Here is a 21,053-nt window from a genome sequence, read left to right on the forward strand (position 1 = left end):
AAGGGCTGACGCATGGGCGGGCTCGGCCCCGGTATCGGGGGTTTCGAATTAGTGGTGATCGGCCTGGTGGCCCTTCTTGTTGTGGGGCCAAAGGATCTGCCTGTCCTGATGCGGCGCGTCGGTCAGATGGTGGCCAAGGCGCGCGCCATGGCCAACGAGTTCCGATCCAGTTTCGACGAGATGGCGCGTCAGTCCGAACTGGACGACCTGCGCAAGGAGGTCGAGGCGCTGCGCACGGGGCAGGGTGCCATGTATCCCCTGGGCGCCGAGGCGGACGCCGCGTTCAAGGACATCAACGCCGGATTGACCGGGCCGACTGCGGCGGCTGCCCTGCCTGCGCCCGAGCCGGAGGCGCCGGTGATGATGCCTGCGGCCGATGAATGGCCGGACACGCCATCGCCTGTTGAGCCTGTCACGGCGACGAAATCCAAGCGAGGGGACCCCAAGGCAAAGACGGGGGCGGCTATCGCCGGATCGGCGACCGCCAAGCCTCGCTCAGCCGCCAAACCGAAGAGCGCTGCGCCGGCGGCCAAGACCAAGCCTGCAGCCGCCAAGCCCAAGACCTCGCACAAGAAAGCCGTTGACCTGTGACGCCTTCCGATCGTGACGAGGCCGAGATCGAGGCGTCGCGCGCGCCCCTGATGGATCATCTGATCGAGCTGCGCGGGCGGCTGCTGATCTGCGTCGTGGCCTTCTTCTTGGCCTTCATCCTCTGCTTCGCCTTCGCCAATCAAATTCAGATTGCGCTGATCAAGCCGTATCAGGCCGCCGTGGCGATCCATGCCGCCGCTCTGGCGACAGGCGGTCACGCCAATCCCATCGAACTGATCGCGGTGATGACGGGGATCAAACCCTATCCGCCCGGCAGCGCCGCCGTTGTTCAACTGATCGCTACGGCGCCGCTGGAACAGCTGTTCACCAAGATGAAGATCGCGGCCTTTGGCGCGGCGGTCCTGACCTTCCCCGTTATGGCGTGGCAGCTGTACCGGTTCGTCGCGCCGGGTCTCTATCGCAACGAGCGCGGGGCGTTTCTGCCGTTCCTGATCGCGGCACCTGTGATGTTCTGCCTGGGCGGGGCGCTGGTCTATTACGTCATGCTCCCTTTCGTGATGTTGTTCTCGCTGAGCCAGCAGGTGGCCACCGACGGCATATCCGTGGCGCAAACCACGAAGATTTCCGACTACCTCAGCCTGGTCACCTCGCTGCTGCTCGCCTTCGGTCTCTGCTTCCAGCTGCCTGTCGTCACTACGCTGTTGGGCCTGGCAGGTCTAATCAGCTCAAAGATCATGGCGGCTGGTCGGCGTTACGCCATCGTCGCCGTGGTCGTGGTCGCGGCCGTGGTCACGCCGCCCGATCCGATCAGCCAGCTGATGCTGGCCGTGCCTCTGGTCATTCTCTACGAGATTTCGATCTGGTGCGTGCGACTGATCGAGTTGCGCCGCAGGAAGGCGGACGATCTGGAAGCCGAGATCGCTTAGCGCCACGTTGGCGTCTCGATCGCTGCTTGAAGCAGTCAGGCCATGAAAAAGGGCCGGGGAGCGATCCCCGGCCCTTTGCCTTGACTGCGATCAGGTGATCAGCAGCTGTAGTACATGTCGAACTCGACCGGGTGCGGATGCAGTTGCAGACGCATCACCTCTTCCATCTTCAGCTCGATGTAGCTGTCGATGAAGTCGTCATCCATGACGCCGCCCTTCTTGAGGAAGGCGCGGTCCTTATCCAGGTTCTCCAGCGCTTCACGCAGCGAGCCGCAGACCTCGGGGATCGAGCCGCGCTCTTCCGGCGGCAGGTCGTAGAGGTTCTTGTCGGCGGGCGCACCCGGATCGATGCGGTTCTCGATCCCGTCCAGACCGGCCATCAGCAGGGCCACGAAGGTCAGATAGGGGTTGCCCATCGGGTCGGGGAAGCGGGCTTCCAGACGCTTGGCCTTGGGCGAGGAGACGTGTGGGATACGGATCGAGGCTGAGCGGTTGCGGGCCGAATAGGCCAGCTTCACCGGGGCTTCATATCCGGGGACCAGACGCTTGTAGGAGTTGGTGGTCGAGTTGGCGAAGGCGTTGATGGCCTTGGCGTGTTTGATGATGCCGCCGATGTACCACAGACATTCCTGCGACAGACCGGCGTACTGGTCGCCGGCGAACTGGGGCTTGCCGTCCTTCCAGATCGACATGTGGACGTGCATGCCCGAACCGTTGTCCGCAAACATCGGCTTGGCCATAAAGGTCGCCGACTTGCCATAGGCGTGGGCCACATTGTGGATCACGTACTTATAGAGCTGCAGGCGGTCGGCCATGGTCAGCAGGTCCGAGAACTTCAGGCCCAGTTCGTGCTGAGCCGGGGCTACCTCATGGTGGTGCTTCTCAGGCTGAAGGCCCAGATCGCGCATGACGCCCAGCATTTCGCCGCGCAGGTCCTGTCCGGAATCGACCGGATTGACCGGGAAATAGCCGCCTTTGGGTCCAGGGCGATGGCCCATATTGCCTTCGGAGTATTCGGCGCCGGTATTGGCGGGCAGCTCGGTCGAGTCGTAGCTGTAGCCGGTGTCGTGCGGCTGGGTGGACCAGCGCACGTCGTCGAAGATGAAGAACTCGGCTTCCGGTCCGAAGAATACCTGGTCGCCCACGCCCGACGACTGGACGTACGACAGCGCCTTCTTGGCCATCGAGCGGCTGTCGCGGTTGTAGGGCTCGCCGGTGTCCGGGTTCAGCACGTCGCAGAACAGGAACATCGTCTTCTGCTGATAGAAGGGATCGATGTAAGCCGTGGTCAGGTCCGGCTTCAGCAGCATGTCGGACTCGTTGATAGCCTTCCAGCCGGCGATCGAAGAGCCGTCGAACATCGTGCCGTCGTTCAGGAAGTCCTCGTCGACCAGATCGACGTCGAAGGTGACGTGCTGAAGCTTGCCGCGCGTGTCGGTGAAGCGGACGTCCACATATTGGACCTCCTCATCCTTGATCTCTTTGAGGATCTTGCTGGCGCTCATTCTCGAAAAGTCCTGTTCTTGTCGTTTGGGGAGGAGACCGGACAGCGACCCGAAGGCCGAGGGCCGGGGAGGGTAGTCGGTCAGACGGCTTGGGCTCCGGTTTCGCCGGTGCGGATGCGGATCACCTCGGCGACGTCGGACACGAAGATCTTGCCGTCGCCGATCTTGCCTGTGCGGGCCGAGGTCTGAATGGCCTCAACAACCGCGGGCGCGAGGTCATCGGCGACGACCACCTCGATCTTGATCTTGGGCAGGAAGTCGATGACGTATTCCGCACCGCGATACAGCTCGGAATGACCCTTCTGGCGGCCATATCCCTTAGCCTCCAGTACAGTCATGCCTTGCACGCCCACGTCCTGGAGCGCCTCTTTGACGTCATCCAGCTTGAAGGGCTTGATGATGGCTTCGATTTTCTTCATGGCGACCCCGGAGCGGCGCACGGAATGCAGCGGCGCTCGGGCGCGAATGGGACACAGCAGGGCTGCTCAAAGCAAGCGATTTTCGCAGGCTGGCGAAGGATAATCGGAACGCGGATGATAGAAACCAACGACCCGGCGATCTGGCGCAATTTTCTGCCTTGGCCGAGCGCGGAAACGCACAAGCATGCGCGTGGTCGTTTGGCGGTCGTTTCGGGAAAGGCGCATCACACCGGTGCGGCGCGGCTTGCCGCACACGCGGGTCTCAGGATGGGCGCCGGGGTGGTGCGAATCCTTTGTCCGGCAGATGCAGCGTCGGTGATCGCGCCGGCTGTGCAGGCGGTGATGCTGACGCCTTTTTCTTCACCCGAAAACTTAAGTCGCGAAGCCGCCGGCAGCGACGCGGTCGTGATCGGACCGGCCGCAGGCCCGGACGATGCGACGATCGCAAACATTCAGGCGCTGGGCTCGACCGGCGCCGTTCTGGTGATCGACGCCGATGGTCTGTCAGTCTTCAAAGGTCGGACTGCTGAACTGTTCGCCGTGTTGGATCGTGACGACATCCTGACGCCGCATGAAGGCGAGTTTGAACGACTGTTTCCGGGCCTGCTTGCGCAAGGCCGCGAAACGGCAGTTCAAGAAGCGGCGCGAGCGGCCCAGGCGACGATCGTCCTGAAGGGCGCTCAGACCCTGATCGCATCACCTGACGGCCGCATCCGCCGAAACGAAAACGGCTCGCCTTGGCTGGCGACGGCCGGAACCGGCGACGTCCTGGCCGGCATGATCGGCGGATTGGTCGCCCAACGCATGGACAGCTTCGAGGCAGCCTGCGCCGCTGTCTGGCTTCATTCCGACGCCGCAGAGCGTTTCGGTCCGGGATTGACCTCGGATGACCTCTACGATGCCTTGCCGAAGTCATTGTTTCAGCAGTGGAGTATCGGGAATCAAAAATGACCTTTTGAGTTTCGGTCCCGCAATTTTGGATCAATGAAAATCTCTAGATCCGGGCAGGATGCGCACATCACGGGGATGGCGATGCGGTGGATGTCGGGGTGTCTGGGGATGGGCGACGACGTCGGCGCGGGCGAGTTGCACCGAAGTATCGTGATCTTGAGATAGGCGTGACAGTTCGCTGGAACGGTCGATGACGCGGCGGGCGACCAAGTGGACGACGCCTTCGGGGCTTTTCTCAACCACACCCTCGACCGCCATCAGGCGGGCGGCCATGACCTCGCGGCGGAACTGCTCGAACATCCGCGCCCAGAGGACCACGTTGATGATGCCGGTCTCGTCTTCCAAGGTGACGAAGATGGCGTTGCCCTTGCCGGGACGTTGACGCACCAGAACCACGCCGGCGACCTGCACCAGGGCGCCGCCGTGACGGGCTTCGGTCCGGGCGCAGGTCAGCAGGCCTTCGGCGTGGAAGATCGGGCGCAGGATGGCCATGGGGTGCGCCTTCAACGACAGGCGCAGTGTCTGGTAATCGGCGGCGACATGCTCGCCCAGCGGCATGACCGGCAGCCGGGCGTCGGGTTCGACGCCGAGCTCGCGCGCATCGGCGGCGGCGAACAACGGCAAGGGCGTGTCGTCAGGCAGTCGGCGCACGGCCCAAAGGGCTTCGCGCCGGTCCAGCCCCAACGATCGGAAAGCGTCTGCGTCAGCCAGCTTGCGCATAGCGGCAGACGGCAAGGCGGCGCGGCGGGCCAGAGTTTCGATGTTGGACAGAGAGAAGGCGCGGGCGGCGGCGAGCGCCTCTGCCCAGTCTTCGCGGAAGCCCTCGATCTGGCGCAGGCCGATCCGCAGCGCCGGCGTCTTGTCCGAACCTTCCAGACTGTTGTCCCAACCGCTGTAAGAGACATCGACCGGCCGCACCTCGACGCCGTGTTCGCGGGCGTCGCGCACGATCTGGGCCGGGGCGTAGAATCCCATCGGCTGGCTGTTCAGCAGGGCGCAGGCGAAGGCCGCCGGATAGTGGCGTTTGATCCATGAGGAGACATAGACCAGTTGGGCGAAGGAGGCGGCGTGACTCTCCGGAAACCCGTAGGAGCCGAAACCCTTGATCTGATCGAAGCACCGCTGGGCGAAGGTCGGGTCATATCCGCGTTCGATCATCTTGCCGACCATTCGGTCTTCGTAGGTGTGCAGGGTGCCGTCGCCTCGGAAGGTGCCCATAGCCTTGCGCAGACCATTCGCTTCCTTCTCGTTGAACTCGGCCGCGACCATGGCGACCTTCATCGCCTGTTCCTGAAACAGGGGCACGCCGAGGGTCTTTTCCAGAACCTGTTTTAGCTCGTCTTGAGGATACTGCGGTCCAGGCCTGGAGTAGTCCGGCTCCTCAAGCCCGTTGCGGCGGCGCAGATAGGGGTGGACCATGTCGCCCTGGATCGGACCAGGCCGAACGATGGCGACCTGGATCACCAAGTCATAAAGGCGGCGCGGCTTCAACCGGGGCAACATGTTGATCTGGGCGCGGCTCTCGACCTGAAACACGCCGATGGAGTCGCCCTTGCACAGCATGTCGTAAACGGCGGGATCGTCGCGCGGGATCGTATGCAGCGCCCAATCGTCCCCGTGATGAGCGCGGATCAGGTCGAACGCCTTGCGGATGCAGGTCAGCATGCCGAGCGCCAGCACATCGACCTTCATCAGGCGGAGTGCATCAATGTCGTCCTTGTCCCATTCGATGAAGGTGCGATCCGGCATGGCGGCATTGCCGATGGGGACCAGTTCGTCCAGCCGGTCCTGGGTCAGGACGAATCCGCCGACGTGCTGGGACAGGTGGCGGGGAAAGTTCAATAGCCGCATGGCCATCTTCACCGCACGCTGGATCATGGGATTGGCGGGGTCTAGACCGGCCTGCTCGACATGGCGCTCGCCGATCTCACCGCCCCAACTGCCCCATTGGCTGGAGGCCAGACGTGCGGTCACGTCCTCGGTCAGACCCAGCGCCTTGCCGACGTCACGGATGGCGCTCTTGGGACGATAGCGGATCACGGTGGCGGCGATGCCGGCGCGCGCGCGGCCATAGCGTTCGTAGATGTGCTGGATGATCTCCTCGCGCCGCTCGTGCTCGAAGTCGACGTCGATGTCAGGCGGCTCGCCCCGGTCGGTGGAAAGGAAGCGTTCGAACAGCAGATCGGATTCCGCCGGGTCCACCGCCGTGATGCCCAGTACGTAACAGACAGCCGAGTTGGCCGCCGAACCTCGACCCTGACACAAAATCCGCTTGTCCTTCGCCACCCTCACGATGTCGTAGATCGTCAGGAAGTACGGCGCGTAGCCGGCCTTTGCGATGAAGATCAGCTCTTTCTCCAGCAGCGCCTTGACCTTGTTGGGCACGCCGTCGGGATAACGCATCTCGGCATGTCGCCAGGTCAGCTGTTCCAGCCAGCCCTGCGGCGTCTTATCAGGCGGGGTCGTCTCTTCCGGATACTGGTAACTGATATCGCCTAGATCGAAGCCGATGCGAGACAAGACGTGCCGGCTCTCGACCAGCGCCTCGGGCGCATCGCGGAACAGGCGGGCCATCTCGGCGGGCGGTTTCAGCCAGCGTTCGGCATTGGCGTTCAGACGTCGGCCTGCGTCCTCGATCGTCACGCCTTCGCGAATACAGGTCAGCACGTCCTGCAGATCGCGTTGGATCGGGTCGTGATAGAGGACATCGTTGACGGCCAGAAGCGGTGCGCCGCTTCGCTCTGACAGTGTTTTCAGCCGGGCCAGTCTTCGACGGTCGTCGCCGTTCCGCCCCATCACCGCGCCCAGCCAAACCGCGCCGGGCGACGCATCGGTCAACTGCGCCAAGACCTGATCGATGCCATTCAACCGTTCGCCCGGCATGAGGATCAGCAGCAGATCCTCGGGCGCGGCCAGCAGATCGCGCAGTCCGATCTCGCACTGCCCCTTCACCGCCCGGCGATTGCCCAGGGTCAGCAGCCGCGTCAGTCGTCCCCAGCCGGCGCGCGTCTCGGGATAGGCGAGGATGTCGGGCGTCCCGTCGTTGAAGGCCAGACGCGCGCCGGTCGCCAGTTTGAACGTCGCGGCCCGATCCTTGACCATCTGCGACAGGGCTGGATCGTTCAGCGGATCCTCGACATAGGTCACTTCGCCCGGCCCGCCGCCGTCGCGCACGACATCGGGCGGCGACAGGCCGTCCTCGCGGATGGTCCGCAGGGCGCTCCAGGCCCGCACCACGCCGGAAACCGTGTTGCGATCGGCCAGACCCAGCCCCGAATGCCCTCTCAGGATCGCGGTCAGAACGAGATCCTTCGGATGCGACGCCCCGCGCAGGAAGGAAAAGTTGCTGGTCGCCGCCAGCTCGGCATAGGCGGGCGCGGTCAAGCGAACAGGCCGTGGACGAACCACCGCGGCTCGTCGGTCTCGCCATACAGGCCCTGACGGAACAGCCAGAAACGGCGGCCCTCGCGGTCCTCGACGCGGTAATAGTCGCGGGTCTTCTGATCCGGCGCGCGCCACCATTCGCCGCCGATCCGCTCCGGTCCCTCGGCCAAGGCCACCTCATGCAGAACCCGGCGCCATCGGAAACGCAGGGGCGAACCGTCCGGCACCTCCGCCAGGGTTTCCACTGGCTGGGGCGGGTCGAACATCTGCAAGGGCCGCAAGGGCGGATCGTCGGGATCGAGATCCGGCCAGTCATGAGCCGTTCGCAGCGCCTTCATCGTCGCCGGGACCATCCGTCCGGCGCGCTCGGGGATGTGCGACCCTAGAGGTTCGAAACTCAACACCGCCTCGGGTCCCAGCCGCGCCGTCAATCGGTCGATCAGACGACTGAAATCCTCGCCGTCGGGGCTGTCACCGTCGAGGCCGCGCTGAACCGGTTTCAACGTCTGGGCTTCCAGAACCGATAACCGCATCTGATCGAAACCGAAGCCGGGATCCAGCGGGCTTGCCAAGGCCGCCAACCGTTCGCGAAACAGACGCAGCACCGTGTCCACATCGCGTGTCGGACGGCCTGTCCTCGCGACGATGCGGCGAACTTGGCCATCAACGCGGTAGAAGCCGGCCTCAAACGCCCGCCCGCCCTGGCCCGCCTGGTCCAGGCGATCGGCGATGTCGATCAGCAGGTCGGACAGGACGCGATCCACGTCCGCGTCGGTGAGAATGGGTTCGAAAAAGACTCGATCCACGACGATGGGGGGCGGCGGTCGGTGCGGGGTGATGCGAACATCCTCGTCGCCAAGCAAACGAGCCAGACGTGAAGGGAAGTCCGTCCCAAAGCGGGCCGCAAGAGGCGCGCGCGGCCGGTCGTCCAGATCGGCGATCCGCTTCAGGCCGGCGCGCTGCAGCGCCTGGGCGTCACGCTCCGGCAACTCTAGCGCCGTGATCGGCAGCCGACGCACCGCCTGTCGATCCTCGCCCGAAGCGAACAGCCCACCCCGCCCGAAACGGGCCAAGGCGCGCGCCGCCTGGGGTGTGGACGCCAGAGCGCTGCGCATCTCCAGGCCGATGCGACCCGCACGCTGATACGCAGCGCGCACCAGGCCAGCCTCCCCGCCGAACAGATGGGCGCAGCCGGTGACGTCCAGCAACAGACCGTGCGGCGCATCCTCGGCGATCATCGGAGTGAAGCGGCCGAAGTCCTCCAGCACCCGCAGCAGCAGGGCAGAATCCACCTCGGGCCTATGGATGATGGTGCACAGGAACGGCGTTCGCGCCCTCGCGTCAGCCAGGGTCAGCCCGGGCGTCAGCCCCGCCCTTGCCGCCGCCGGATCGACGGCCGCCAGACGCAGGGCGCCGCCGACCTTCTCGACCAGGACGACCGGCGCGGGATTAGGCCCAATCTCAGGCGACGCGTCGCCCGCTATCGCCCCACGCCTCAGCCGGTCGCTGGGCAGCCACGGGAACCATAGCGCCAGATAGCGGCGCCGGTTCGCGGAATGATCGGGCGTCACGATCCCACTCCAAGATCCAGTTTTTCACTTCGCCCCCGCCGCGCCGCCGCAGCAGGGTAAGTGAGAAAGACGGATGGCCAGGCGCGCCTCCGGCCAGAGAGGTGGAGGCTGTTGCCCTCACAGACCATCTTGTCTCTGCCGCACTGGATGATGGCTCGGCTCCAGCACGCACACAGAAAAGCGTTGAGCCTCCCCACTTGGCCGCCAGAGCAAGGCGTCGACTTGAGTTCAATGAGAGGGCTTTAGAATTGCCCCAGGCACTAATAACAACAGATCCGACAGGAGGCGATTTTAGTGACTCCTCACCAACAAGAAGGAGATTTTTTATATCTGGAGCTTTGACTAGCAAAACCCTAGATGAATCGATTCCCATTTCTTCAATGCCAACGCCATAGGGAGTACCATGTTCTGAAGCCATCATTGCATCCAATGCCCAGACAACATGCTGTCCATTTGCGGAAAGCATTCCGACCGCCAAGGCAAAGGCATTTACCGCAACTGCGTCTGCGGCATTGGCTGCATAGAGTTCGTGAATCGCGTCCTGCTTAAAAGCACCAGAAAGTAGTCCAGGCATATGTTTTAAATGACAAACTTCTGGACAGCCTTTGTCCAAGGCCCTCAATCGCTGCCGGACAAGAGATATACGTTCAGCCCTGCACATGTTCTCCATTTGTTCTTTCTTGCATTGTGCAGAGAGCCTTTGTCAAGCCGCTATGTGGCGGCCAGATCGGGCATGACGCGCGCGCCAGACTAAATCTGAACCGATCGCGAGACACAAAACGTCATACATCCGTTCAGCAGCCGATGCCTCGATTAGGACCCATCTTCATGGCCCACAAAACGCGTGAATTACGATCAACGGTGAATAAGGACGGGGTTCTAACGCTGTCACTTGCGGAGATTGTGCTCGATGATCCGGCATCCGACGAAATCATTGTCCGTGTCGAGGCGGCGCCCATCAATCCTAGCGATCTCGGTTTGCTGCTTGGTCCGGCGGATGCAGCTTCGGTCCGCAAGGGTGTGTCGGACGGCGCCCCGCAGCTTAGCCTCGATATTCCGCCAGCGCGGATGGGCGGCATGGCCGGCCGGATCAACCAGTCGCTTCCGGTCGGCAACGAAGGGGCAGGGACCGTCATCGCTGCCGGCGATCAGGCGAAGGACTGGATCGGCCGTCGGGTCGGCATGATCGGTGGCGGCATGTACGCCGATCTGAGAAAGATCAAAACACGCGACGCCCTGCCGATTCCCGAAGGTGTGACGGCCGCCCAAGGCGCAGCCTTGACAGTCAATCCCATGACGGCGCTCGGATTTGTCGAAACCGCTCGGGCCGAGGGACATTCCGCGATCGTCCATACTGCGGCCGCATCCAGCCTGGGCCAGATGCTCCAGCGGATTTGCGCCCAAGACGGTGTGCCACTCGTCAATATCGTGCGTTCTGAAGATCAGTTGCGACTGCTGAAGGACGCGGGGGCGACCCATGTCCTGAACAGCCGCGAAGATGATTTTCGAACACAACTCACCGACGCGGTCACTGAAACCGGCGCCACTGTCGCGTTCGACGCCATCGGCGGCGGATCGCTGGGCGGCGAAATCATGCACGCGATGGAACGTGGCGCAGTCAACCGTATGACCGAATACAGCCGATATGGCTCATCAACGTTCAAACAGCTCTACGTCTACGGCGCGCTCGATACTTCGCCGATGATTCTGAATCGTCTTGCTTTTGGTTTCCAGTGGAGCGTGTCCGGGTGGCTATTGACGCCTTTCATGCAGAAGATTGGTTCCGATACCGTGTCGAGAATGCGCAAACGCGTCTTTGACGACCTGACCACCACATTCGCGACACGCTACACACGCACAATAGGACTTGCTGAAGCGCTCGACCCAGAAACTCTGCTTGCTTACGAGCGGAAGGCGACGGGAGAGAAATTCCTGATCGATCCAACCATAAACTGACGGCTAAAATTTCCGAGACTGCACAGGTTCGGAAACTGTTGCAGCCATAAACGGCTGGATTAACGTCAAAATAACGCAATTTGAGAGGTATGGCTGTTGCACTCGACGACAGCGCTTCTGTTGCAAATCCGAAAGTGCTCTGGCGGCTGCGGAGGCGCTATGGGCACGAAAACACTAGGCGTAGATAGGTTGTGGATAAACGCCAGAAGCGATGACGGATATCCGTTTGGGACTCGTTGCGGACTTTGAGAAGAGCTGGTTTGCGTCAAGGCGACTACCCGATCGCAGCAGGCCGAGGACTAACTCCCATCTGATCTCTGCCGACAGATGAGGAGGTCTGTCTCGCACCAGCAAATTGTCGCTGTTCCTCTTTGAGTGATGCAAATGCCGAAGCACTCTCAGCTGGCACGTCGGAAATAGACTGCTTCGCGCGTGCTTAAGGGGTGATAGAAGGCGAGCATGTTGAAAGTCCGCGCGCTTCCGACGGCCTGTGCCGACCGGCCCACCAGTTCGGTCTGCTCAGGCTGTGGCGCGCGCGCGTTCAGCGTCTGCGACGCGTTGTCGGAGGTCGATCTTGGGCGATTGGATTCACTCGCAGAACGCGTGACGCTGGCGGGCGGCGACGTCCTGGCCAATGAGGCCGAACCGGCCGTGAACGTCTTCAACATCACATCGGGCGCGGTCCGGATTTACAAGCTGCTGCCCGATGGTCGCCGCCAGATCACCGCTTTCCTGTTCGCCGGGGATTTCATTGGGCTGACGGCGGGGGCGACCTACGCCTTCTCTGCTGAGGCGATTGAGGACACGACCGTCTGTCGCTTCCGGGCCTCGGAATATCGGGCCCTGGCGCGAGAGCGGCCCAGTCTGGAAGCGGCCTTGCTGAGCCGGGCGATGCATGAGCTGACGGCGGCGCAGGAACAGATGCTGCTGCTTGGTCGCAAGACCGCGCGTGAACGCGTGGCCAGCTTTCTGGTGACGATGCTTTCGCGCGATCCCTTGCGTCCGTCCGGCGACAACGCCGTGCGACTGCCGATGACCCGATCCGAGATCGCGGACTATCTCGGACTGACGATCGAGACCGTCAGTCGCGAGCTGACCAAGTTGAAGACCAGCGGCGTCATCCATGCCGTCTCTCTGCACGACCTGCGGATCGAGCGCCCTGACCGCCTGAAAGACATGGCGAACGGCGCATCCTAGGCGGCCAAATCATCCGCAGGGCAGGTCAGACGCAGATGTCCGTCGCTGCCCAGCCCTTCGACCCGGATGGAGCGGTTGCAGAGCGCCATCGGCAACGCCCGGTGGCTGACCAAGATCAGGCCTTGCCCCCGCGCGGACAGGCGGTTCTGAAGGCGGTCCATGACCTGGGCCTCCGTCGCGGCGTCCAAGCCTTCCGTCGGTTCGTCAAGCACCAGCCAGGGCGCATCGCGCAGATAGGCGCGCGCCAGGCCAAGACGCCGTCGTTCTCCGCCGGATAGCTGCTCGCCGTTCGGTCCGACGGCGGTATCCAGGCCCAGCGGTTCTGCGCGAATTCGGTCGCCCAGCGCGGCGTCGTCCAGCGCCGCCCACAGGGCCGCATCGTCGGCAGGTCCTGCAAGCAACAGGTTCTGGCGCACGGATCCGTTCAGCAGACGGACGTCTTGGGCCGCATAGGCGAACAGCCGGCGCCGACATTCCGGCGCGATGTCGAGGGCGTCCAATCCACCGAGCCGCATCTCTCCGGTCTGGGGCGTTCGCAACCCGATCAGGCGTTCGATCAGCGTCGTCTTGCCAGCGCCCGATGGGCCGAAGACACCGAGGCGGTAGGGCGGCGTCAACTCGGCGCCAAGGTTAGCAAGACCGAGCGCCGCACCGCTGAGCGGTCGACCGTGACGGGAGGACGCCGTGGACATGGCGGCGTCGAGGCGAGACAGGGCCTGGGCGGCGGAGCCGTTCTGGTGCAGGGCAACGACCAGCCCGCCGGCGGATTCGACACCCATCACCGCCGCCAAGGCTGCGAGCGCGATCAGCGGCAGATCGGCGGAGGATGCGGCGGGGATGACGACGCCGACCGCGAGGGCGCTCGCCGCCGCCTGCCACACGGCCATCCAGCCGCCCGAGCGGGTCAGGGCGATCTGCGCCGCGTCGTGATTGGCGGCGACCTGCGCGACCTGCGCGCACGCCCAGTCGTCAAGACCGTAGGCCTTCAGCTCGGGCGCGGCGGCCTCCAATGCGGCGAGGCGATCCTTCAGCGCGCCGGCGCCGATCTGGACTGCTCGGCCGGCGGGATCGGCGAGGCTGCGCGCGATCAGAACGCCGCCCAAGACAGCCGCGATCAACACGCCGAGCAGGGCCGCGCCGGCGAAAGGGGAGGCGAGGCCGGCCAGCAGCGCGGCGGAAACGGCGCCGGCGCCCAGACTCCAGGGCGCCGAGCGGCGCACTAAGAGCGTCTGAACTGCGTCGACGTCCTGAACCAAGCGGGCGGAGACCTCGCCGGACGACAGGTTCAAGGCGCGCTCGGCCGGGCCTGTGGCGATGGCGTCGAACACCTGCGGGCGCAGGCGGGCGAGCGCCTCCAAGGCGACCTCGTGGCCCGCGACGCGCTCGACATAGCGCCCGCCGGTGCGGACGATGGCCAGCAGGCGGATGATGGCGCTGGGCATCATGTAGTTGAAGCTCTGGGCGGCCGCCGCGCCCGCCAGGCCCGCAAAGGCCGCGCCCGTGATGAACCAGCCCGACAGCCCCAACAGACAGACGGCCGCCACCGAGACGACAGCGCCGCCGGCCGCAGCGAGCCGAAGCCGGGCGCGTTGAGCCTGAGTTTGGGCGGCGATCAGGCCGGCGATGCGCGACGGGACTCTCATAGCGTCACCACGCGGTCGGCCAGGGCGGCGACGGCTGGCGAGTGGGTGGTGATCAGGGTGGTGCGGCCGCGCGCGGCCTGACGGATGACGTCGAGCATGGCGCGTTCCGAGGCCGGATCCAGATTCGCGGTCGGCTCGTCCAGCACGAGAAGCGGCGCCCGCTTCAGGATGGCGCGGGCGAGGCCCAGGCGACGGCGCTCGCCGCCCGACAGACCGCCGCCACGCTCGTCGATGCGGCGATCCAGATCGCCGGACAGGCCCGCCGTGCGCGCGGCCAAGGCGATGCGGCCGGGGCAGGCGGTGCGATCCGCCAAGGCGATGTTCTCGCTCACGGTCCCAGGCGTCACGATCGGGTGCTGGCTGGCCCAGGCGACCCGCCCGGCGATGTCGCCGCACTGGCTGAGCCGCGCACCGCCCACCTCGACCTCGCCGCGCGTCAGGGGCGCGAGGCCGAGCAGCAGATGCAGGAGGCTGGACTTGCCTGCGCCGCTGGCGCCCATCATCGCCACGATCTGGCCCGGCGCGATGTCGAGGTCGAACCCGTCGATGACCGGCGCTGAGCCTTCATAAGCGATGGCGACGTCGCGGAAATGGATGGCGGGCGCCAGATCGCCGAGAGGCGCGCGCTGGGCCGGGCGCGGGTGTGGCGTGATCAGGGATGGGGCTGCGGCCTCGGCGGCCTGGCGATCATGATAGGCGGCCGCCAGGCGGCGCAGCGGCGCATAGACTTCGGGCGCCAGGGCGAGAACGAAGAAGGCGCGCGACAGGTCCAGCGTCTCGGGAACCGGGAAGGGCAGCAGCCGCAACAGGTTGAAGCCGCAATAGACGGCGATCAGCGCGACCGACAAGGCCGAGAAGAACTCCAGCACGCCCGACGACAGGAAGGCGATGCGCATGACGCGGGCGGTGCGGCGCTCCAACTCGTCCGAGGCTTGGGCGATCTGCACCGTCGTGCGGCTAACGGCCTCGAAGGCGAGGATGGCGGGCAGGGTGCGGATACGGTCGATGAACAGGCCGGACAGCCGCTCAAGCGCCTGAAACTGACGACGGCTTTCGCCCGCCGCAGCCGTGCCCGCCAGCGCCATGCCGACGATGAAGGGGAAGAGGGTGAACAGCAGGATGCCCGCCGACACCGGGCTGGCGATCGCGGCGGCGGCTATGACCAGCAGCGGCGAAACGCCTGCGGCGAGGCGCAAAGGTGCAAATCGTGAATAGTAGCCGTCCAGCGCGCCGACCCCTTCGACCAGGGCCGTCATCTGCGCGCTGGATCGCCGTCCTCGCCCGAACAGGTCTGACAGCAGGCGGCCTCGGACGTCGGTCTTTACCGCCCGACCCAGCTTCGCGCCGACGATCACGGCGGCCTGGCCGATCAGGCCGCGCGCGATCAGACTGAACACAGCCAGGGCCAGCCACGGCGCGGCGGCGGCCGGCGATACGGTCAGGCTGGAAATCGTCAAAGCCAGCCCCGCCGCGAAGCCGATCGCTGGCGCGACGTCCGCAATGGTCAACACGCCGGTCAGCAGGGTCAGCCGCCCCCACGGACGACCGATCTGCTTCAACCAGGCGGCCGCAGAGACAGGGACGATTGGCACGGCGCTCATCAGCGGACTCCAGCGCTCGGCGCAGGCCGCGCGCCACTGGGCGAAACGTCGTTGGACGAAATGTCCAAGGACCAAGCGTCCAATAGGGCCGGGCGTTCGCCGCCGCTTTGATCGAGATCAAGGCGGGCGTCCTGCGCACCGCCTACGACCGACGAAACGTCGGTCCAGCAGACCGATTCCTCGGAGCATCGCCATGATCGACCTCGCGGTCGTCGACCTGTCCCGGCTGCAGTTCGCGCTGACGGCCCTTTACCACTTCCTGTTCGTGCCCCTGACGCTGGGGCTGTCGTTCATGCTGGTCATCATGGAGTCGATCTATGTGATGACCCGCCGGCCCATCTGGCGGACGATCACCCGGTTCTGGGGCGTGCTGTTCGGCATCAACTTCGTGCTGGGCGTCGCGACCGGCATCACCATGGAATTCCAGTTCGGAATGAACTGGAGCTATTACAGCCACTATGTCGGCGACATCTTCGGGGCGCCCCTGGCCATTGAAGGGCTGATGGCCTTCTTCTTGGAAGCGACCTTCGTCGGCCTGATGTTCTTCGGCTGGGACAAGCTGAAGCCGCATGCCCACCTGTTCGTCACATTCATGGTCGCGCTGGGCACCAATCTTTCGGCTCTGTGGATCCTGATCGCCAACGGCTGGATGCAGAACCCGGTCGGCGCCGCCTTCAATCCCGACACCATGCGGATGGAGGTCACGGACTTCATGGCCGTGGTGTTCAACCCGGTGGCCCAGGCCAAGTTCGTCCACACCGTCAGCGCCGGTTACGTCTGCGCCTCGGTCTTCGTGCTGGGCGTTTCGGCATTCTATCTGCTGCGTGGCAAGCACGTTGGCTTCGCCAAGCGGTCGATGACGGTGGCGGCGGCCTTCGGCCTGGCCTCGTCCTTGTCGGTCGTCGTGCTGGGCGACCAGTCCGGCTATAATCTGACCGACAACCAAAAGATGAAGCTCGCCGCTCTGGAGGCCATGTGGCGCACCGAGCCTGCGCCCGCTGGCCTGACGCTGATCGGCATTCCTTCGATGAAGGACCGCGAGACCCATTTCGGCGTTCACGTGCCGTGGATCATGGGGCTGATCGCGACCCGCACCATCGACAAGCCTGTCGAAGGCATCTTCGAGCTGGTCGCCACGGCTGAGGACCGCATCGAATCCGGCGTCATCGCCTATGATGCGCTGGAGAAGGTCAAGGCTGACCCGGCCGATCCCGTCGCGCGCGGCGTGTTCGAGACCCATCGCCGCGACCTGGGCTACGGCCTGCTGTTGAAGCGCCACGTCGCCGATCCCCGCCAGGCCACGCCGGCGCTGATCCAGCGGACCGCATGGGAGACGGTGCCGAACGTCCCGGCCCTGTTCTGGAGCTTCCGCATCATGGCGGGCATCGGAATGTTCATGATCGCCCTATTCGGGACGGCCTTCGTGCTGTGCACCCTGCGCAAGCATCATACGAAGTGGTTCCTGCGGTTAGCCGTCCTGGCCATCCCGCTGCCGTGGATCGCCATCGAGTTCGGTTGGATATTGGCCGAGTTCGGCCGCCAGCCTTGGGCGGTGGAGGGCGTGCTGCCCACCTTCCTGGGCGCCTCGTCCCTGACCGTGCCGCAGCTGTGGGCCACGATCGTCGGCTTCACCCTGCTGTACGGCGCGCTGGCGGTGGTCGAGGTGCGGCTGATGCTGTTCGCCATCAAGAAGGGGCCGTTCCACGAACAGGAGACGTTCGGCGAACCCAGCCCCGAAGCGCCGACCGAGCGCTTTCCCGCGCCCGCCGTGGCCTGACCCAAGACCTTAGGACATCCGACAATGGATCTTCCCCTCGACTTCGCCACGCTTCGCCTGATCTGGTGGGGGCTGCTGGGCGTGCTTTTTATCGCCTTCGCCCTGACCGACGGTTTCGACCTGGGTGTCGGCGCCCTTCTGCCCTTCGTCGCCAAGACCGACGAGGAGCGCCGCATGGTGATCAACACCGTCGGCGCCACTTGGGAAGGCAACCAGGTGTGGTTCATCCTGGGCGGCGGCGCCATCTTCGCCGCCTGGCCGTTCGTCTACGCCGTCAGCTTCTCGGGCTTCTACCTGGCCATGTTCCTGGTGCTGTCCGCGCTGATCCTGCGGCCGGTGTCGTTCAAATATCGGTCGAAGCGGGCGTCGCCGAAGTGGCGGTCGTTCTGGGACTGGTGCCTGTTCATCGGCGGTTTCGTCCCGGCCCTGGTGTTCGGGGTGGCGGTGGGGAACGTCCTTTTGGGCGCGCCCTTCCATCTGGATGGCGATCTGCGGTCCTTCTACGACGGCACGCTGCTCGGCCTGTTCACCCCTTTCAGCCTGATCGCCGGCCTGTTGTCGGCAGCCATGCTGGTGCTGCACGGCGCGGCCTGGCTGTCGGTCAAGGCGGAGCCCAGCCCTGTTATGGAGCGGGCGCGCCTGTTCGGCACGGTCGCCGCTGTGTTGGCCCTGGTTCTGTTCGCGGTCGGCGGACTGTATGTCGCTTACGGCGGCCTGGGCTACCGGATCACCGGCGCGCTGGACGTCAACGGCTTTTCCAACCCACTGCGAACGACGGTCCAGGCCGCGCCCGGCGCCTGGCTGGATAACTACGGCCGCTATCCGTGGATGCTTATCGCACCGGCCTTGGGCTTCCTGGGCGCGCTGGTCGGTCTGGTCGGGATGTGGCGGCGGTCCGCGACGCTGGCGTTCGGCGGATCGTCACTGTCGGCCGTGGGCATCATTTCCACCGTCGGCCTGTCGATGTTCCCCTTCATCCTGCCCAGCTCGGTCAATCCGCAGTCCAGCCTGACAGTTTGGAACGCGTCATCCAGCCATCTGACCCTATTCATCATGCTGATTTGCACGCTGATCTTCCTGCCTCTGGTGCTGCTCTACACCGCCTGGGTCTATCGCGTGCTTTGGGGCCGGACCTCGACCGCTGCACTCAAGACCAATCCCGACCTGTACTGACCCTTAGGAGCACAGAACCATGTGGTATTTTTCCTGGATCCTGGGGCTTGGCCTGGCCGTCGGCTTCGGCGTGCTGAACGGCCTGTGGCACGAGTTCCATCTCTTTGACGAAGGCGACGCCGGCCTGTCCACGCCCGACGCATCGAAAGAGGGCGATGTCCCCCTCTAGCCCCTCGCGCGCGTCCGTTCGCGACCTGATCGCGCGCTATGACGCCAATGCGCCGCGCTATACCTCCTATCCGACGGCGGCACAGTTCACGCCCGCTGTCGGACCCGGCGAATGGGCCGACTGGCTGGGGTGCCTGCCCTCCGATCGGCCGGTCTCGCTGTATCTCCACCTGCCGTTCTGCAAGCGGCTGTGCTGGTACTGCGGCTGCAACACCCGGGCGGTGAACCGGGCGTGCGTCATTTCCAGCTATATCGATCTGCTATTGCGTGAGGCGGATTTGGTCCTGGCCCGGATCGGCCGGCCGGTCCGTGTCGGCTCGATCCATCTGGGCGGCGGCACCCCGAACATGCTGTCGCCGGACGATCTGGAACGACTATTCGCCGGTCTGTCCGCGCGGTTCGACCTAGGCGACTGTTTCGAGATCGCCGCCGAGTTGGACCCCGAAGTCCTGACGCAGGAGTGGGTCGAGGCGGCGGGCCACATCGGCCTGAGCCGCGCCAGTCTGGGGGTGCAAGACCTGTCGCCGCGCGTGCAGGCGGCGGTCAACCGGCCCGAAGGTTTCGAGACCATCCGCTGGGCGGCCGAAGCCTTGCGCGGGCAGGGCGTGACCTCCCTCAACCTGGATCTGATGTACGGCCTGCCGCTTCAAGCCGTCGAGAACGTCATCACCACCCTGGGCCAGGTCACGACGCTGAGGCCGGAGCGGATCGCCCTGTTCGGCTATGCCCATGTGCCGTGGATGAAACCGCATCAGCGGTTGATCAATGACGCCGAACTGCCGGACGCCGAAGCGCGCTTCGCTCAGAGCCAGGCGGCGGCGCGCTATCTGGTAGGGAAGGGATGGCAGGCGATCGGACTGGATCATTTCGCCCTGCCGCACGACGGGTTGGCCGCGGCGGACCGGGCCGGACGGCTGCATCGCAACTTCCAGGGCTATACCACCGACGCCGCAGAGGTGCTGATCGGCCTGGGCGCCTCGTCGATCAGCCGCACGCCCAGAGGCTATGTTCAGAACCACGCACAGGAACGCGACTGGCGCCGCGCGGTCGAGGCCGGCGATCTGCCGGTCGCCCGAGGCGTCGCCCTGACGGAACGCGACGTGTTCGTCAGCCAGATTATCGAGCGGCTGATGTGCGATTTCGTCGTTGATCTGGCGCCCATCGTTCGACGTCGCGGTCGAGACCTGTCGGACGTCGCCGGCGCCTTGTCCCTGTTGGAGCGCTTCGTCAACGACGGTCTGGTGCGGATCGACGGGACGGTGGTGGCGGTGACCGACCTGGGCCGCCCCTTCGTCCGGGCGGTTTGCGCCGCCTTCGATCCCAATGCGGCGGCTCTCCAGCAAAGGCATGCGCGGGTGGTGTGAGTGGACAGATTGTCCACCCGCTGAACGATTTGCGCTGGATCAAGGCTGAGGCGTCCACCGGGGCGCACACCCCGCTCAGACGCCTGACAAAGGCCGCACGACGCGGCCATGGCGTCGGGGATCAGAAGATGAAGACCAAGACCCTGCTGCTCGCCGCTGCCGCCTTCACCGCCTGCGCGGCGCCGGCCTTTGCTCAGACATCCGTCGCCTGGGAGACGCCCAAGAAGGGCGACTTCCTGGTGAGCGGGCGCGTCACCGACGTCTTCTCCCAGGCCGATGACGCCATCATCACGGCGGCGGGCGCGGACACCGGCCTGAAGGTGGATGTGGGCGACAGCGTCATGCCAACCCTGGGCTTCACCTACTTCCTGACCGATCACTTCGCGGTCGAGGCGATCCTGGGCACGACGCGGCACGAAATCCGCGCCCAGGGCGGCGCGCCGGATGTGGCCGTGCATGAGACCTGGGTCCTGCCGCCGGTGGTCACCCTGCAGTACCGCCCGCTGAGCCAAGGGAGCTTAAGCCCCTATTTCGGTGCGGGCGTGAACTACATGCTGTTCTACAGCGGCAAGGACAAGAACGGCTTCACCGTCGATCTGGACGACGGTTTCGGCTACGCGCTTCAAGCGGGCGCGGATGTCGGGATTCAGGGGCCCTGGAGCCTGAATCTCGACGTCAAGAAGGTCTGGTTCGAAACCGACGCCAAGATCAACGACGGCGCCCTGAAGTCCAGCGTGAACCTCGATCCGTGGGTCTTGTCGTTGGGCGTCAGCCGCAAGTTCTAGCCGAAGCCTCTACGGGTCAGCGACCTTTGTCCCATTGACTGGAACGCCGATGCGGCGCTCTTTTTCCGAAAGAGCGCCAGG

Annotated in this window: 16 protein-coding genes; 10 read left to right on the forward strand and 6 right to left on the reverse strand. The window is 64.8% G+C overall.

Annotated features, from left to right (window positions below):
* Window positions 1-12: 12 nt before the first annotated feature.
* Window positions 13-591: a Sec-independent protein translocase protein TatB gene (gene tatB / locus ABIB58_RS01510; protein WP_045810847.1), complete on the forward strand. Its 579-nt coding sequence runs from the start codon at window positions 13-15 to the stop codon at window positions 589-591.
* Window positions 588-1,478, forward strand: coding sequence for a twin-arginine translocase subunit TatC (gene tatC / locus ABIB58_RS01515; RefSeq protein ID WP_045810848.1), 891 nt, complete (start codon window positions 588-590; stop codon window positions 1,476-1,478). Before tatB ends, tatC begins: the two co-directional genes overlap by 4 nt.
* A 98-nt stretch (window positions 1,479-1,576) precedes the next feature.
* Here tatC and glnA read toward each other — a convergent pair whose 3' ends face one another.
* Window positions 1,577-2,983 carry a type I glutamate--ammonia ligase gene (gene glnA / locus ABIB58_RS01520; protein WP_354038738.1) on the reverse strand — a complete coding sequence of 469 codons (1,407 nt, stop codon included), beginning with the start codon at window positions 2,981-2,983 and terminating at the stop codon, window positions 1,577-1,579.
* A gap of 80 nt (window positions 2,984-3,063) precedes the next feature.
* Window positions 3,064-3,402 (reverse strand): P-II family nitrogen regulator, encoded by a 339-nt coding sequence (locus ABIB58_RS01525; RefSeq protein ID WP_008261682.1) that lies wholly within the window; start codon window positions 3,400-3,402, stop codon window positions 3,064-3,066.
* A 24-nt stretch (window positions 3,403-3,426) separates the two neighbouring features.
* On the opposite strand from ABIB58_RS01525, the gene ABIB58_RS01530 reads away from it, so the two are divergent.
* Window positions 3,427-4,353, forward strand: coding sequence for an NAD(P)H-hydrate dehydratase (locus tag ABIB58_RS01530; RefSeq protein ID WP_231576622.1), 927 nt, complete (start codon window positions 3,427-3,429; stop codon window positions 4,351-4,353).
* 30 nt (window positions 4,354-4,383) lie between these two features.
* Here ABIB58_RS01530 and ABIB58_RS01535 read toward each other — a convergent pair whose 3' ends face one another.
* Window positions 4,384-7,737, reverse strand: coding sequence for an error-prone DNA polymerase (locus ABIB58_RS01535; RefSeq protein WP_045810851.1), 3,354 nt, complete (start codon window positions 7,735-7,737; stop codon window positions 4,384-4,386).
* Window positions 7,734-9,308: a Y-family DNA polymerase gene (locus ABIB58_RS01540; protein ID WP_231576623.1), complete on the reverse strand. Its 1,575-nt coding sequence runs from the start codon at window positions 9,306-9,308 to the stop codon at window positions 7,734-7,736. Before ABIB58_RS01540 ends, ABIB58_RS01535 begins: the two co-directional genes overlap by 4 nt.
* Window positions 9,309-10,136: 828 nt before the next feature.
* Here ABIB58_RS01540 and ABIB58_RS01545 point away from each other — a divergent pair.
* Complete coding sequence (locus ABIB58_RS01545; RefSeq protein WP_185224114.1) at window positions 10,137-11,264, forward strand: zinc-binding dehydrogenase; 1,128 nt, start codon at window positions 10,137-10,139, stop codon at window positions 11,262-11,264.
* A gap of 582 nt (window positions 11,265-11,846) precedes the next feature.
* The gene (locus ABIB58_RS01550; protein ID WP_231576624.1) at window positions 11,847-12,461 is read left to right on the forward strand and encodes a helix-turn-helix domain-containing protein; all 615 of its coding nucleotides are present in this window, start codon (window positions 11,847-11,849) and stop codon (window positions 12,459-12,461) included.
* On the opposite strand, the gene ABIB58_RS01555 is transcribed toward ABIB58_RS01550, so the two are convergent.
* Both ABIB58_RS01555 and cydD read right to left on the reverse strand, forming a co-directional pair.
* Window positions 12,458-14,104, reverse strand: coding sequence for an amino acid ABC transporter ATP-binding/permease protein (locus tag ABIB58_RS01555; RefSeq protein WP_354038743.1), 1,647 nt, complete (start codon window positions 14,102-14,104; stop codon window positions 12,458-12,460). The genes ABIB58_RS01550 and ABIB58_RS01555 overlap by 4 nt on opposite strands.
* On the reverse strand, window positions 14,101-15,705 hold the full coding sequence (gene cydD / locus ABIB58_RS01560) for a thiol reductant ABC exporter subunit CydD (protein WP_185224115.1): 1,605 nt from the start codon (window positions 15,703-15,705) through the stop codon (window positions 14,101-14,103). Before cydD ends, ABIB58_RS01555 begins: the two co-directional genes overlap by 4 nt.
* Window positions 15,706-15,901: 196 nt before the next feature.
* Here cydD and ABIB58_RS01565 point away from each other — a divergent pair, with 196 nt between their 5' ends.
* The 5 genes from ABIB58_RS01565 to ABIB58_RS01585 all read left to right on the forward strand — a co-directional run bounded on the left by ABIB58_RS01565 (window position 15,902) and on the right by ABIB58_RS01585 (window position 20,972).
* On the forward strand, window positions 15,902-17,482 hold the full coding sequence (locus tag ABIB58_RS01565) for a cytochrome ubiquinol oxidase subunit I (RefSeq protein ID WP_045810882.1): 1,581 nt from the start codon (window positions 15,902-15,904) through the stop codon (window positions 17,480-17,482).
* Between the two features lie 24 nt (window positions 17,483-17,506).
* Window positions 17,507-18,655, forward strand: a complete 1,149-nt coding sequence (cydB, locus tag ABIB58_RS01570; protein ID WP_045810855.1) for a cytochrome d ubiquinol oxidase subunit II — start codon at window positions 17,507-17,509, stop codon at window positions 18,653-18,655.
* A gap of 19 nt (window positions 18,656-18,674) precedes the next feature.
* The gene (gene cydX / locus ABIB58_RS01575) at window positions 18,675-18,824 is read left to right on the forward strand and encodes a cytochrome bd-I oxidase subunit CydX (protein WP_017504187.1); all 150 of its coding nucleotides are present in this window, start codon (window positions 18,675-18,677) and stop codon (window positions 18,822-18,824) included.
* Complete coding sequence (gene hemN, locus ABIB58_RS01580) at window positions 18,811-20,187, forward strand: oxygen-independent coproporphyrinogen III oxidase (protein ID WP_045810856.1); 1,377 nt, start codon at window positions 18,811-18,813, stop codon at window positions 20,185-20,187. The genes cydX and hemN overlap by 14 nt, the downstream gene beginning before the upstream one ends.
* Window positions 20,188-20,315: 128 nt before the next feature.
* Window positions 20,316-20,972, forward strand: a complete 657-nt coding sequence (locus ABIB58_RS01585; RefSeq protein ID WP_045810883.1) for an OmpW/AlkL family protein — start codon at window positions 20,316-20,318, stop codon at window positions 20,970-20,972.
* Window positions 20,973-21,053: the final 81 nt, after the last annotated feature.

It is taken from the genome of Brevundimonas sp. UYEF29 (assembly GCF_040546195.1).
GTDB lineage: Bacteria > Pseudomonadota > Alphaproteobacteria > Caulobacterales > Caulobacteraceae > Brevundimonas > Brevundimonas huaxiensis.